Below are 15,753 nucleotides of genomic sequence, written 5' to 3'. Positions count from 1 at the left end.
TCATTTTCACTTTAAGCTGCACGCGATTTTTTCTTTAGATAGGACCTTTGCTTATTAACTTTCAACTTACGGTAAATACTCTGACCAATTCCGACAATACCTTTCGGAAAGAAAATAACAAAGATAATGAAAACGGCTCCAACAATTAACATCCATAAATCGGTATATGAGCTAACAATAGTCTCAAGGGAGACGATTAAAGCTGCACCTAATACCGGACCAAGTATCGTCCCTGCTCCTCCAATTAATACCATAATTAATACAGCACCTGACGTCGTCCAATACACATCACTCGGTGCAATAAAACCATTAAAATAGGTGTACAATGAACCAGCCAATCCACCTAGCGCTCCAGCCATGATGAAAGCAGTATATTTATAAAGGTTTGTATTATACCCCATTGATTTGACTCTCGTTTCATTTTCTCTTATACCAATTAATACTTGACCAAATGGTGATTTCATTAAAATTCGTAAACCAGCATAAATAAGAAAGAACACCACTAACACTAAGTAAAAAATATAGACAGGATTAGAAAACTCAAAATTTCCTACGGTCACCCTTGGTATACCAGATAGACCATTCGAACCACCGGTAAGATCAGTTGATTGATAAATGAATGAGTAAATCATTTGTGAAAAAGCTAAGGTGAGCATCAAGAAATAAAATCCGCTTACCTTCATACAGAAAGCTCCAACTATAGCTGCTACAATGGCTGAAAACACAATCGCTAGACTTAAAGATACAAATAGGTTACTAGAAATATCTTGAGCAACAATTCCAGCCGTATATGCACCCACTCCAAAAAATGCTGCGTGACCTAATGAAACTAGTCCAGTAAAACCAACTAATATATTTAAACTAAGGGCAAAAACGGCAAATATTAAGATTTCTAATACTAAATTAAGATGAAAAAGCGATAGAACAAAAGGGGCTAAACCTAAAGCAACAATAGCAACGAGAAATTTAAACCATATGTTTTTCATGTTTAAGCCACCTTCTTTCCTAGTAACCCATTAGGTTTAAATACTAGAATAATTGCCATTAATCCGAATACTATAAACATACTTAATTCTGGAAAAAGAAAACGACTAAATGTCTCTAAAACACCGACAAGTATACTTGCAACTAATGTCCCTGCAATAGAACCTAATCCACCAATTACTAGTACGACTAAGGCGATAATTAACATTTGAAATTCCATACTTGGATAAATTCCAAGAATAGGAGCTGCTACGACACCACCAAAACCTACTAATATTCCTCCAATTACAAAAACAATGGTAAACACTAATTTAATATTTACACCAAGTGCTCCAATCATTTCCTTATCACTTAAGCCAGCGCGAATGATAGCTCCCCATCGTGTTTTATCTTGAATCAACCATAATAAAACAGCGATCATAATCCCAACCACGATCACAACTAAGCGGTAAACAGGAAATGTTTGATCAAAGATTGACGTTGATCCCGAGAAGATAGGAGGAACTGAAATCGAAAGAACGTTCGAACCCCAAATCAATTTTGCAATGTCATGGAAAACGTAAGCTAATCCAAACGTTAATAACACTTGCGACAAGTGCCCCAAATGATAGGTAGGGCGGAGCAACGTACGCTCCACCACCAATGCTAATAATGCAACAACAATCGGCGCAATAAGTAAGGCCATCCAGAAGCTTTGCGAAAATGTTACAGTAAGGGAGTAGGCAACGTATGCTCCAAACATGTATAAAGAACCATGAGCTAGATTTAAAACTCCCAATATTCCAAAAACAAGTGACAAACCACATGTAATGATAAACAATAGTAAACCATACGATAACCCATTAACCAATTGCGCTCCGATAATATCCACGTCAAACTCACTCCCTACTTTATTATTCGCCTGGATCCTGAACGGTTTCTATTGTTTCAAGTACTTTATTTTCTGTTTTGTCACCTTCAAGAACCGTTTCAGTAATATACATATTTTGAATGATATGGTGAGTGTCCTGATCGAACTCAATTGGCCCACGTGGACTTACAAACGACACATTCGAAATCGCTTCTACAATTGCGTCTGGGTCAGAAACATCTCCTTCTAAACTTACAAGAGCTTCAACAAGAATTCGTGCTGCATCATATCCTTCTAATGCCTCAATAGTAGGACGACGATCATAAGCTTCTTCGTACGCTTTCACAAACGCTTGGTTTTCTTCTGTATCCAAACTATAATCCCAGAAAGTCGATGCAAAGGTTCCTTCTGCTGCCTTTCCAATTGATTCACGTAAGTCTTCTGAAACTAACCAACCAGAACCTACTAGAGGAAGTTTGTCTTTCATTCCATACTGTTCATATTGTTGAACGAAACGGACAGCGTCACTTCCTGCAAAAAATCCATATACTCCATCAGCTTCTACTCCACCAATTGTTGTTAAGTATGAAGCATAGTCATTATTACCTAAAGGTGGATACACTTCACCAACGACTTCTCCACCAGCAGCTGTATACGCCTCTTTAAATGCAGCTGACACCTCTTTACCAAAAGCATAATCGGCAGCAGCAATATACATTTTCCCTCCGACATTTTCATATGCCCACTTACCCATCGAGTTTCCAATTTGCCATGAAGAGAAAGACGATCTCCAAATGTAATCACTTCTTTGTGCTCTTGTTAAATCATTTCCTCCGGCATGTGATGCGAGGTAGGGTAGTTTATTAGAGTCAACATCGTTGCGGATCGCGTATGCAACAGCCGTGCTTACTGCACCCGTTAAGATATCAACGCCATCCTGATCCATTAACTTACGGACACGTCTTAAAGCAACTTGAGGATCTGCTTCAGTATCCTCCTCTATTAACTCAATCTTTGCTCCTGCTACTTCCCAATCAATACTATCAAAGTAGAGTTTCATTCCATCAGATAAGTCTTTCCCTAACGACGCGTATACACCTGAGAATGGAAGAATTGATCCAATTTTAACTGTCTCATTACTCTCATTTTCACCTTTCTGCTCAGTTGAACTATCTGTTTCACTTGAATCAGAACCTGACTGTATAGCGCTATTTCCACAAGCAGCAAGCATAGTTAACACGAAGATGAAACTAATAATCAATAACCATTGTCTCTTCACATTCATCCACCTCTTTGTTTTTATAGTAAACGCTTTCAAAACAGAAGTTCTCATTCCCCCTCCTATGTATTCTAAATATTATAATATATCTGATAACGATTATTTTCAATACCTTTTTTACCCTTTCGTTAAAAAAACAAACAATAAATTCTTTTACGACAACAAAATAGTACGGTATAATATGATATATATAACATTTCCATCTAAGTAGTTATTTATTTCATTATACAATATTTTTTTTCGTAAATAATACATTATGTCTTTTAGTCACTATTTAGTATAAGGAAGAGGGTGTAGTATTGATTGAATTAAAGAAAATGAATTATGAAGTTTATCCTATTATCGTGCCTGATCAGTCAAGCTTAAAAAGTATAAATTTTTATCTGATTAGAACCAATCAGTCCCTTACTTTAATTGACGCAGGGTGGAACACAGATGAATGCTTTCAAGCACTTGTTGACACCTTGAATTTAAAAGGATTGACAATCAAAGATATAACCGAAATCGTAATAACTCATCATCATATCGATCATATTGGATTAGTAAATAGAATTGTGTCTATACAGCCAATTCCAATATACGTTCATCCTTTATCGATTCAACGTCTAAAAAGAGATAAAGACTTCCTTGAAATGAGGATTGACTTCTTTACCCATTTATACGAGAACCTCGGGTGTGGAGAAGCTGGTAGAAGGCAAGTAGACTTTTTAAAAGCATCCGTAGAGAAAAACAAGCATAATGCTATTCAATCAAGTCTTACCCCGATTCGTGGTCCATTTTTAAAAGAGTTTGAAGTTATTGATATTCCTGGGCATGCACCTGATCAAATTGCCCTTTTTGATCAAACTAGGAAATGGTTCTTTTCAGGTGATTTACTAATCAATCACATTTCGAGCAATGCTCTTGTTGAACCTGATCAAAATGGTAAACGCATGTATACACTAGTTGATCATATGAATTCCTTAAGAAAATGCCAAGCCTTACCTATTGATATTGTTTTCTCTGGCCACGGCGTCATGATAGAAAACCCCAATGAATTAATTCAAAAAAGATTAGATAGTGTTGAAGAAAAAGCAAGAAAGTTAAAGACTCTCATCGAGCAAGGAATAAGAACAGCAAATGATCTCGCACAAACCTTTTATGAAAAAAGCTACAACAATCAGTTCTCTCTTGTGATGTCTGAAATTATTGGTCATTTAGATTATTTAGAGGTGGAGGGAGTTGTTGAAAAGCAACTGATTAAAGGAGTTTGGCATTATTCAACAAAAGAAACAGAGGACCTCATTACTTGAGATTCTCTGTTTTTAGTTCATGAGTGTTACTAACATCACTTTTAATCTTTTTTCCTTTAGACTTCTGAAAGTCATCCTTCTCAAAAACAAAGGACAAACAAGTACCGAACACGAGTCCCCAAAATGGAGAGCCAATATTAAACAAAGTAAAATCAGATAACGTTATCATAAAAGAAAAAAGAGCGCCAATTTGAAATTTAGTGGAGAAGCTAGCAGCAAGACAATTTTTTAAAACCATTAACAATGCCAAGCCCGCTAATAATTGGATTAATGAAATCGGAATCTCACGAACAACCCCCATGACAAATCCAGCAAATAACCCAAAGAGAATCCAAAGAAGTCCCATGATGACAGCTGATTTATAGCGGTGATTAAGTTTTCCGGATGTTTTATCTGCAATGATCCCAGTCATCGGTCCAGCTATACAGGCTGAGTGTGCACCAAAAAAACTGTTGATTAACGAGCCAAGACCCGACCATGTTGTCAATGCATTTACAGGTGCTTTGTATCCAATGCTATTTAGAATCGTAATTCCCTGAGCATTTTGGATCGCAATAACGGTAACTAGCAAAGGAATCGTCAACTCACTGATCGTGCTAAGGTTAAATGTTGGGAGAAATAATTCAGGTGTCGACATTTCGAATGAATTAGCTTTCAAGGAAACGGGTTGTTGCAAAGAGAGTAAAATAAATCCAATAACTATGGCTCCTAAGATAGGAGGAATAAACGCTCCTATCCGTTTGAAAAACGTCAAAACCAAAAAGACAATAAGAGTAGCGCCATTTACTAGCGGCAATTCCAAGACAGACATAAAAATGTTGATTCCAAAAGGCAATAATACGCCTGACACCATGGCCATCATGATCGGTAAAGGAATCGCATTCATAAATAGACTAGTAGATTTTGTAATGGCAATAATAAGCAGGAGCACACTAGTCACAACATAAGCTCCTAACACATCCGTAAAAGAGTGACTCATTAACGTCGTCCCAACTAAAACAGCTCCAGGGATCGTAAAGGCAACAGCAATTGGTTGCTTATAATACACAGATAAACCTATTGTAGAAAGACCTCCTATTACATAGATAGCAAAAATCCAAGACGTTGTAATTGAATCACTGAGTCCTCCCACTTCAGCTGAATTCAAAACAATTAAGAGCGGACCGGTAACACCAAAAAGCCAAGCTATGAAACCGTTTACAATTCCTTGTGCCTTCCAGTTAGAGAAAAAACTATCATTAACACCTTTCATAACCCTCTCCTATCTTTAGAAAATTTTGTCTTTTGTATTTCCATTAAAATATAACTGCTACACATAGTCAACACTTTTCATTACGTTTTTTTAACCAACGTAAAAAATAATGGCTGAAAGGTAACATAAAGATCTGTTTTGTACCCAAACTACCTGCTTGTTTTCAGCAAAGCAAAAACACTTGAAATCCAAGTGTTTTATCAAGATGTCTTAAATTTAATTGTTTCTGTTACTATGAGTTATATGATGAATAAATCTTTTCTAAAGCTAAGAATACACAGAAACTTTACTACAACAGTGCTACTCGTATCGGATCAGGAATAGAAATCGCTTTTGGCTTCTCCCCAGCAAAACTAGCAAGTGCTCTTAATTCGAAGCCATGAGCAATTTCTTCAGCCCCCCTAAAAAATCCATGCTTAATTTTAAAAACCTTGTCGTGTAATTCCAATACAGTTGAAATGATCGTTACTTCTTCTTCAAAATAAAGAGGCTTTTTGAAATGACAGGTTGATTCAATCATCGGTATCCCAATTTTCTCGTCACTAATAAGCCTAGATAAAGGATAACCTATACTTGCAAATACATGATGAGTGGCTTGATCCATCCATTTATAATAGTTCGGTGAATAAACAATTCCTGCCGCATCCGTGTCTCCCCATTCAACTTTAAAGTCATAATTTATTTCTAACATGATAAACTCCTCTCTTCCTTATACATTCTCTTTTAGTACACATTTTACGATATGCAACTCCCCTTTTATATTAATTGTTCTGGATTAAAATTAAAAAGAGAGTGAAGTTTATAGGCCATCATTAATTCAAACCTCATCTCAGCGTCATTTAAATCGATTTGTAACAGATCTGTTACTCGTTCAAGTCGATATTCTAAAGTACTACGATGGATAAAAAGGTGTTTCGAGGCATCACGTAGGTTTCCATTATGATTCAAAAATACTTGCAATGTTTCAAATAAATCAACATGATTATTCTGGGAATACTTTATCAATGGTCCTAGATGTTTCTTAACAAATAATTCAGATGCTAATGAATCACTCGTATTGTTTAAAATTGTATAGGAACCAAGGTCATCATAAAAGGAAAACCCACCTTGAACATAACGATAAGACACTACATTTTTCGCTTTAACTGATTGTACGTAACAGTAGTAATAGTCCCCTATTTTTTCTGTTTTTCCACCTATACCCAAAAATATTTTTGTTTTTGTTCTTTCCTTTTTCAACAAGCTAGTTATCCGTTGATACAAACCATTCCAATAATCTGTATGTTGTTTGATGTTTAACGGTTGCACAATGAAAATAAAATCTTTATCTTTTCTTGTGAATATGATGGACGCGTCATATAATGCGAGCTTTGTCTTGATTTGATCCCAAAGCCAGGACTTATAACTCTCGAGTACGACCAAATTCGTTTCATCATGATCATATAATTCTAATGACAAAGTAGCGATTTGATGGGGTTCTAATACATTCCAATTAATTAATGTTGCATATTGAATAATTTTATCTTGATCATCGATTTTTTCAGAAAAAAGCTGATTAACGAAACTTTCTTTTACTTGTTCCTTAGCATCAAGTACTAGCTTTTGCTTAATAAATTCAATCGCATAAACATTGAGCGCGTGATCAAGCGTTAGCCGTAGCATACGATTTACCTTTCTTTTCGGTAAACAAATAACTAAATAACCTAGCACATCTCTCCCGCCAATAATTGGCCAAACAGCACAGGGTTCTTCTTCGCATTCATCAAGCCATAACTCGCGTGATTTCAGCTGAGTAACTTCCTGTTTTTGTTCTATTACTTTTTTTTCAATGATAGGTTGTAGATGCGTTTCCTTATCTTTAAAGTAAGTAGAAATCGGTTTTAAAAACCGGTCATAAAGGAGAATTGAACTTTCTAGCATCGAACTTATTGTTTTAGAAATATCATTTAAGTCTTGCCCCTGAACGGTTTTTTTTACGAGTTCTTGATGATGTTCCATTAGCCGTTCCATTCTTTTTTTGCTTTCAGATTCTAATTCATACAGTCTTGCGTTTTCAATTTGCATCGAAACAAAAGCTGAGACAAATTCTAAAAACTCTAAGTCATCATCTGAAAATACGTGGTTATCCTCTTTACAAACATAGAGCACTCCAATTGTCTTTAAATTGACAATAAGAGGAATTGTTAATTCATTGCTACTAGGTAACTCTACAGATGGAAAGTAGTTATCAATGGGTAGATTCGTATCGACTGTAATAAGCTCAGATCGTGTAATAGTGCCATAGTTTGGCGGATGAGGAGTAAAACAACTATTTGTTTCATCAAATAAATAAACACATGCCCCTTTTGCTTGAGTTCCTTTACCAGCGCGTTCTACTATTTTCTCAATTAAATGTTCGATAGTTGAACCTGGAAATATATTTTCCCTAATCCATTCAACACCTTTTATTTTCCGCTTCTGTTTTTCTTTCTCTTTTGCCAAATCCATTGCAACAGCAACATCATGTCCGAATTCTACGAATATTTTCTCCGCTTCTATCACGAGAGGAATAAAATCACGAAACCCAATTACACAAAGACCAAATTGCTTATTATTGTGATTAAGTGGCACGGTAAACCACGTTGAAAGCTGTTCTTTTTCCATGGCTTTTTTAAAACTACAGGCAACTCCTTCTTCTTGATCATCAGGCCCCCAAAGCGCATCTTGTAATAGGTTAGATGAACAGTCGTCTATTTTCAATTTTAATGTTTCCTCAATCGTAAATTCATCACCAATCCAGACTTTGGGAATTAATTGATTATCCTCCTTTAAGATGACCCCAACTAAATCACATGTGAATTCCTTATAAAATGACTCTAATAAATAATTCAAGGTTTCTTGTAACGTATCGAACTTAATCAGTTGACGGGTAATATTTCGAAGATGCGTATTAATTTTCTGTTTTAATTTTTCCTGCTTCACGTTCAGATCCATTCATAACGCCCCTTATATTACTAGTTTCTAAGGTGAGAACCAACCATTGGAACAACTTCAACTATTTTATTGTGCAGATGTACTGAAAAGTCAGCTTGAAAGTGTACTCTCAAGCTGACTCATTTAAATGATACAAATGAATAATTTAAAACTAACTTATTTTTTCAATACTTTCTTTCTTCTGCTGATCCACATCCTTTTTAAATAAGCTAGTCTTTTGAATGACCAAGTAAAGAACAATTCCGATTACAATCGCGTACGTTGCACCATATGCAAACAAAACTATTGCCATCACTCCCGCTACCCCACGTTCAGTATTATCTTGAAGTTGCTCAATCCCAATCGAAATACAAAGATAACCCGTAATTATTAAGGTTAACGATAGTGCGATCGGTAAAACTGGTTGAAAAAGAGTAACTAATGGTAGCAATACAGTTGCCAAAAGCATTGCCATAATTAATGAAGCTGTGCCAGAATAAATCGAGTCCATTGCTTTACGTCCATATTTATATCTTTCCATTACCGAAGCTGTACCAGCTGTAAATATTGGACCTGCAAGCCCTGGGTGTGGTGCAAACAAGGCATGAATAAAGTTCCGGATAAATGTAAGCGTATGCATATTACTTAAGCTCAAATGAACCTTCTCATCTATGCGAAACTCACTTGCTTTTTGGAACAAAGACGCGCCAACAACAATATCTCCGTAAGCGATAATATAGGCGAGTAAAGCTGTAGGGATCGCCATCAGAATAACACTTAAGCTCGGAAACCCTACAACAAAGGGGGTAAAGCTCCATAATTCTGTGAAATTAGGGACGACAATTCCCCATTCAATCGCTGGTGCAGGATATTCTTTTGTTACCCACCCAACAATAATTGACACAACGATTGCTGGCATAATCCCGTAATTACCGACAAACCTAGCAATTTTATTAGTCTTATATAAATTGTGGAATGATTTTGAGAACATCACATAGAAACAGACAAGAGTACCAATGATTAACGAGATTGGTGTGTTTGCTAATCTACCACCTTCAATAATTTCGCCATGAATGGCGGCAATTCCTGCACCAATTAAAATTCCACCCTTTAAAGAGTTTGGTAGTATTTTTACAATTACTTTTCCTAAACCGGTAATTCCTAAGATCAAGAAAATAAAAGCAACCGATAGTTGAAGGGCAACAAGGGCTTTGACGGCCTCAGGTCCAGGTTCAAAGTTCCCTAGAAAAATGATAACTAATGGGATGGCTGCCGTAATAAAGCCTGGCACTAACGGAACACCCATCAATGGTCCCATGAGCATTGTTACGAGATAAATAAGTGCTACGGCTAAAGCTGCATCATAGGAAAAACCAACGTAATTTTGTAGCAGTGGGATAACAGCTAACCCTATTGAAAACAATACAAACCCTTGAATAAGTTCCGGAGTCTCAAGTCGAAAATGAACAAACGGTAATCTAATTTGAAAAGGTCCTAGTTTCCAAAATGGTTGTTCCTCTCCATCTTTACGCTTATAAAGTGCCATGTTTCTTCCCCCTCAATAATGGTGTTATATTCGAATTACAAAAATAAATGTTAAATGGCACTAATTCGCGATTTGCTTTTCTATTAATTGATGACTCATTATTTCCCCAACTCTAAGAAGCTTATTTTTCTGATGGTTGGATGAATTTTAACGCTTCTGTAGTTCTGGCTAGTAAAATGCACCCTTCACGAGTAAACGGAGCATGAATCGTATGTTGGCTTGTAAAAAGATAATCTCCTTTTACTAAAGGATACTTTCCAACTCGACATTCACCTTCGATCACATAGACTTCTTCATCAGCAGGATGGTCATGTAACGGAAAGGAACTATTCGGTTCCATCTTAATGAGAACGGTACTTCCCCCTTCCTTAAATTTATAAAGGGTCTTGATAAATACACCTTCAAAAGGAAGTGGCTTCCACTCTTTATCTGCTGAAACATAACGGCTCTCTTGTACATTTTGTGAATTCATTTTGATTCACCCTTTCTAAAAAAAGACTAAGCTTAAAGCTTATCGTAACTCCGCTTTAAGCTCTTTCCTTAATTGATCTTGAAGAGCCACCTTTTTAATTTTCCCACTTGCCGTCATCGGAAGTTCTTCAACAATCAAAACTTTATCCGGCACTTTATAATCAGCAATTCTAGTTCTAATAAATTCAATTAAACTTTGTTCATCAATTTCAGCAGATGTTTTTAATTTAATGCAAGCACACGACACCTCTCCTAAAACGGTATCTGGTAAGCCAACAATCGCAACTTCTAAAACATCTGGGTGAGTATAATAGACTTCTTCTATTTCACGTGGATAAATATTGTACCCGCCACGAATAATCATCTCTTTTTTGCGACCGACAATTCGAAGATACCCATCATCATCAAGAGTACCTAGATCTCCTGTGTAAAACCAGCCATCGTCATCCAAAGCTTCCGCTGTCTTATCAGGCATATTGTAATACCCTTTCATCACACCAAAGCTACGACATGCGATCTCCCCGACCTCTCCAACAGCTACTGCTGCGCGCTCTTTGTTTACAATTTTCACTTCTGTATCAGGGAGTGCTTTCCCCACTGTTTCTGCACGAACAATATCATCATCGTCAAACTTTGTCATCGTTAAAGTTGGCGACGTCTCACTAAGTCCATAAGCAACCACAATGTCGCAGCCCATTTCATTACGTATTTTTTTTACGACCTCAACCGGGCATGGTGCTGCTGCAATGATTCCAGTTCGTAGCGTTGACAAGTTATAATCTGAAAAGTCCGGTTGATTGAGCTCTAAAATAAACATAGTCGGAACTCCATGTTTGACCGTTATTCCTTCAGCTTGAATAACTTCTAACGCCTCTTTTGGTTTATACTTATCCATCAAAACCATTCTTGCACTAGAAGCGATGGCACTTATGATACTAGGAACCATCCCAAATACATGAAACACTGGTACGGCGACTAAAAAGACATCTTCGGCTGTACAACTCATTTCTTCAGCAGAAATCGCCCCTGTTTTGACGACATTTGAATGAGTTAACATTGCTCCTTTTGGTGCCCCGGTTGAACCAGATGTATAAAGAATGGAGAAGACATCTTCTTCAGGCTGAATCTGCGCAGGTGTAATAGAAGAACCTCGCCCTTTTTCAACTAATTCTTCATAATTCAGTAACCCTTCATCTTGGTAACGTACAGTAATAAGCATCTCTAAACTTTTCACTGTCTGCATTGCCTGAATAAATTGTTCAGCATGGTTAATTCCACTAAATTCTTTCGTAAAGAAGGCAACTCTTGCTTCAGAATTATTAAGGATATATTCTACTTCATCCGTTCTGTAACGAGTATTAAAAGGAACAAGAATGGCACCTAAGTGAGCTACCGCCATATAAATGACGACAAACTCATTCCAATTAGGCAAACAAACTGCAATTTTATCTCCTTTTTTCACTCCTAGTGTTTGTAATGATGAGGCGAGACTAATCGATTTATCCCAGAGATCTTTATATGACATTCTCGAAATACGGTCAAAAAGAACTTCTCGCTTCAGACCACTTTTAGTAGCGTTTTCAAGCAATTGCGAAACGCTTAAATGACCAAGTTCTCTATACATATCATCATCCCTTTATTTTTTTATAACACTTCCCAAATGGCGGCAATTCCTTGCCCTCCACCGATGCATAATGCTGATGCTCCATATTTTTTATTTCTTCTCTTTAACTCGTAAAGCAGTGATAGACTAATTCTTGCGCCACTAGCACCTAGTGGATGACCTAGGGCAACAGCCCCACCATTTACATTTCCTATTTCAGGGTTAAAACCGAGTTCTTTTTGACAAGCAAGGTACTGAGCTGCGAAGGCTTCGTTGATTTCAATTAAATCCAAATCATCAACGCTCATATTTGCCCGTTCTAATGCTTGACGAATGGCTGGTGCTGGTCCGATCCCCATATACTTAGGTTCTACCCCAACAATCCCCCACGAGACAAGGCGTGCGATTGGCTGAAGATTACGCTTTTGGGCATACTCCCCTGACGTGACGACAAGTGAAGCTGCCCCGTCGTTAATTCCACTTGCATTCCCTGGTGTAACGACCCCATTCTCTTTAAAGCGAGCAGGTAATTTATTTAGTTTTTCCGTTGTCGTTTCTCTTGGATGCTCATCTTGATCGATCACCTGCTCTCCTTTTCGACTTTTTATCGTATAAGGAACAATTTCTTTTGCGAAATAGCCTTTTTCCATTGCACTTACCGCTTTATGATGACTATTAGCCGCAAACTGATCGATTTCCTCTCTGGAAATCTCATATTTTTCTGCAAGATTCTCAGCCGTGATCGCCATTGAACATTCTCCATATGGATCATATAGCGCTTCCCATAAGTAATCTTCCATTGGTGCCTTTCCTAGTGGCAACCCCCAACGTGCCCCTCGAACAACATGAGGAACTTGACTCATATTCTCTGCTCCACCGGCTATGGCTACTCTTCCTTCATTTAATTGAATGGACTGAGCCGCATTCACAATTGCTTGTAGACCAGAACCACATAAACGATTAACAGTTAATCCAGGTACATGCTCAGGGACTCCTGATTTCAACCCCACATGCCTGCCCATATAAACCGCATCCGTGCTAGATTGAATCACGTTTCCCATTATTACTTGATCTACCTCTTCAGGCTCGATGAAAGAACGCTTCATCGCTTCCTTCGCCGTAGCTGCAGCTAAATCAATAGCTGATACATCACGAAATGAACCTCCAAATTCTGTAAAAGCTGTTCGTGCACCATCAATCACAACAATTTCTTTATTTGTCATATATACCCCACCTATCTGCCAGTAAATTGTGGCTTTCTTTTATCTACAAAAGATTGCATACCTTCTTTACGATCCTCACTTGCGAATGCATTTCCAAAGCAAGCCGCTTCAAGATCCAAACCTGATTGCAAATCAACACTTGCACCTTGATTTATGGATTTCTTAAGCATTTGCATAGCAATGCTAGGTTTTTCTGCTAATTTTTCAGCCCATCTTGTTGCCTCTGAAAGAAGGTCTTCTAGCTCAACTGATTTATTCACAAGACCAACTTCAACCGCTCTTTCTGAATCAATCATCTCACCAAAGAATAGCAATTCTTTTGCTTTTGATTGACCAACTAAACGAGGCAAACGCTGTGTGCCACCACCACCTGGAATTATCCCTAAATTGATTTCAGGGAGACCAAATTTTGTATTGGACGAGCAAATCCGAAAATCACATGCAAGCGCTAATTCACAGCCTCCTCCTAGAGCAAGACCATTTACAGCTGCAATGACTGGTTTTTTAATCGCTTCAACTTTATCATACGCCGCTCTAGATACTCTGGACATCTCTAGCATTTCTGCTCCATTCAAATTCATCATTTCATTTATATCGGCTCCTGCAGCAAAAGCACGGTCCCCTTTCCCTGTAATAATAATAGCTCGAACAAGCGGGTTCTTTTCTAACTCTTCAAAGAGACTTGCCATCTCTTGATATAATTGGGTATTCAGTGGATTATATGGAGGACGATTTAAATAAACCGTCGCTACGTGATTATCATCGAGAATGTATTCTACTGTTTCCATTTTTACATCTCCTTTTACTTGTTGTAATCGTACCAGCCTGCTCCTGCCTTTTTTCCAACGCGTCCAGCTCGAACAAGATTTCTTAGCGTTAGCGGTGCTGCAAATCGTGAATCTTTAAACTCTTCATAGAAGTAATCCATTACATGTAGACCTATATCTACGCCTGCGTAATCTTGCAGTGTAAATGGTCCCATCGGATAATTCAGCCCAAGCGTTACGGCCTTATCAATATCCTCTGGACTAGCCACGCCTTCTTCGACTAAACGAATAGCTTCAATAAATTGTGGAATCATGATTCGGTTGACAATAAATCCAGGGGTATCTTTCTTCACTTCGATTGGTTCTTTGTTGAAATCGATTGAAAGTTTCTTTAATTCCTTTACTGTTTCATCACTAGTCTCGTATCCTCTCACTACTTCGACTAGCTTCATTACTTGTGGAGGATTAAAAAAGTGCATACCAGCTACACGTTCAGGACGATTTGTTGCTGATGCAATATCTGTGATTGACATAGATGATGTATTTGAAGCAATAATCGCTTCAGGTCTAAGAATTTCATCCAAATTGCGAAAAACTTCTTTTTTCGCTTCTAAGTCTTCAATGATTGCTTCAATGACAACTCCACAGTCGTTCATATCCTCTAAATTAGTTGTAAACGTAATTCGTTGGATGATCTCTACTTTTTGTTCCTCCGTTAATTTCCCTTTTGTAATTTGTCGATCCATTAATTTTTGCATGCGAGCTAATGCGTTATCTAAAAAACGTTGTTCCACATCTCGTAGAATAACCGTAAATCCTGAAATGGCAGCTTGATGAGCAATCGCTCCACCCATCGTCCCTGATCCTACTACCCCAATTACTTTTGTCATGTTAAGCCCTCCCTGTGTAAATTTATATTTCATCTTTAATTTAAATTGTTTGATTATTTAAATAGTATTATTTTTCTTAGGTTTTTTGTACCTTAAATATAAGGAACTAAGCGCTTACATTTCCTTAGAAAAGTGGAGAACATTCAAGATTTACATCTCACTCTCTGCTAATGTCGGATCGGTTTGAATAACAGCTCTGGCCTTTATGCATGCGAATCTGTATTTAGTCGTTGTGATAAGTATAAATGGAAATACTTATGCCGATTTAAAGAAGGCAGAATCAAAAGCATTGCGTCCGAATTCAAATCAATAAAAGAAATTGAACAAAGTCAAAAGCAGGATAATCTTTTTGGGCAAATGACATTTCCTATAACGAAAGAACCGGTAATCTAATAGAATCCATGCTAGAAACAGAGGATGGAAAAAACATTCAGTTTGTATTTATCACGGACTTAAAAATAACAAAGAAGAATGCAGAAGACTGATTGTCGCGGGTCGGATCCGTTGGAAAATCGAAAAATAAGGCTATAATCAACAAAAAAATACTCGTTATCAGATTGAACATGCCAATAGTCACAATTACACAGCAATGAAAAATCATGATCTTCTTGTCTAAATTAAAAACATCATCATACAGCTTTAAG

The 15,753-nt window shown here is 37.3% G+C and carries 13 protein-coding genes; 1 reads left to right on the top strand and 12 read right to left on the bottom strand.

Annotation, left to right across the window (positions count from 1 at the left end):
• Positions 1–11 precede the first annotated feature (11 nt).
• Genes LDX58_RS01830 through LDX58_RS01820 form a run of 3 tightly spaced genes read right to left on the bottom strand, consistent with a single transcriptional unit; the run spans position 12 to position 3,167 of the window.
• A complete protein-coding gene (locus LDX58_RS01830) occupies positions 12–986 on the bottom strand; it encodes a branched-chain amino acid ABC transporter permease (RefSeq protein ID WP_227935153.1) in 975 nt (324 codons plus the stop codon).
• A 2-nt stretch (positions 987–988) separates the two neighbouring features.
• Entirely contained in the window at positions 989–1,855 is an 867-nt protein-coding gene (locus tag LDX58_RS01825; RefSeq protein WP_227935152.1) for a branched-chain amino acid ABC transporter permease, read from the bottom strand.
• A gap of 22 nt (positions 1,856–1,877) precedes the next feature.
• Complete coding sequence (locus LDX58_RS01820; RefSeq protein ID WP_227935151.1) at positions 1,878–3,167, bottom strand: ABC transporter substrate-binding protein; 1,290 nt, start codon at positions 3,165–3,167, stop codon at positions 1,878–1,880.
• 245 nt (positions 3,168–3,412) lie between these two features.
• On the opposite strand from LDX58_RS01820, the gene LDX58_RS01815 reads away from it, so the two are divergent.
• Positions 3,413–4,405 (top strand): MBL fold metallo-hydrolase, encoded by a 993-nt coding sequence (locus LDX58_RS01815; RefSeq protein WP_227935150.1) that lies wholly within the window; start codon positions 3,413–3,415, stop codon positions 4,403–4,405.
• Here LDX58_RS01815 and LDX58_RS01810 read toward each other — a convergent pair.
• The 9 genes from LDX58_RS01810 to LDX58_RS01770 form a co-directional block, all read right to left on the bottom strand.
• Positions 4,398–5,657, bottom strand: coding sequence for a benzoate/H(+) symporter BenE family transporter (locus LDX58_RS01810; protein ID WP_227935149.1), 1,260 nt, complete (start codon positions 5,655–5,657; stop codon positions 4,398–4,400). The two genes, LDX58_RS01815 and LDX58_RS01810, sit on opposite strands and share 8 nt — an antisense overlap.
• 289 nt (positions 5,658–5,946) lie before the next feature.
• Positions 5,947–6,348 (bottom strand): acyl-CoA thioesterase, encoded by a 402-nt coding sequence (locus tag LDX58_RS01805; RefSeq protein ID WP_227935148.1) that lies wholly within the window; start codon positions 6,346–6,348, stop codon positions 5,947–5,949.
• A 65-nt stretch (positions 6,349–6,413) separates the two neighbouring features.
• Positions 6,414–8,630 carry a helix-turn-helix domain-containing protein gene (locus LDX58_RS01800; RefSeq protein ID WP_227935147.1) on the bottom strand — a complete coding sequence of 739 codons (2,217 nt, stop codon included), beginning with the start codon at positions 8,628–8,630 and terminating at the stop codon, positions 6,414–6,416.
• 151 nt (positions 8,631–8,781) lie between these two features.
• Positions 8,782–10,155, bottom strand: a complete 1,374-nt coding sequence (locus tag LDX58_RS01795) for a solute carrier family 23 protein (RefSeq protein ID WP_227935146.1) — start codon at positions 10,153–10,155, stop codon at positions 8,782–8,784.
• Between the two features lie 121 nt (positions 10,156–10,276).
• The gene (locus LDX58_RS01790; RefSeq protein ID WP_227935145.1) at positions 10,277–10,627 is read right to left on the bottom strand and encodes a cupin domain-containing protein; all 351 of its coding nucleotides are present in this window, start codon (positions 10,625–10,627) and stop codon (positions 10,277–10,279) included.
• A 39-nt stretch (positions 10,628–10,666) separates the two neighbouring features.
• Positions 10,667–12,250, bottom strand: coding sequence for a long-chain-fatty-acid--CoA ligase (locus LDX58_RS01785; RefSeq protein WP_227935144.1), 1,584 nt, complete (start codon positions 12,248–12,250; stop codon positions 10,667–10,669).
• Positions 12,251–12,270: 20 nt separating this feature from the next.
• Positions 12,271–13,452, bottom strand: a complete 1,182-nt coding sequence (locus LDX58_RS01780) for an acetyl-CoA C-acetyltransferase (RefSeq protein ID WP_227935143.1) — start codon at positions 13,450–13,452, stop codon at positions 12,271–12,273.
• 11 nt (positions 13,453–13,463) lie between these two features.
• On the bottom strand, positions 13,464–14,240 hold the full coding sequence (locus tag LDX58_RS01775; RefSeq protein WP_227935142.1) for an enoyl-CoA hydratase/isomerase family protein: 777 nt from the start codon (positions 14,238–14,240) through the stop codon (positions 13,464–13,466).
• A gap of 14 nt (positions 14,241–14,254) precedes the next feature.
• Entirely contained in the window at positions 14,255–15,109 is an 855-nt protein-coding gene (locus tag LDX58_RS01770; RefSeq protein WP_227935141.1) for a 3-hydroxyacyl-CoA dehydrogenase family protein, read from the bottom strand.
• Positions 15,110–15,753: the final 644 nt, after the last annotated feature.

Origin of the sequence: Alkalihalobacillus deserti (assembly GCF_020734105.1) — a bacterium.
Classification (GTDB): domain Bacteria; phylum Bacillota; class Bacilli; order Bacillales; family Bacillaceae_D; genus Halalkalibacter; species Halalkalibacter deserti.
The sequence above is the reverse complement of the archived record's forward strand: the minus strand, read 5'-3'. Positions and strand labels throughout refer to the sequence as shown.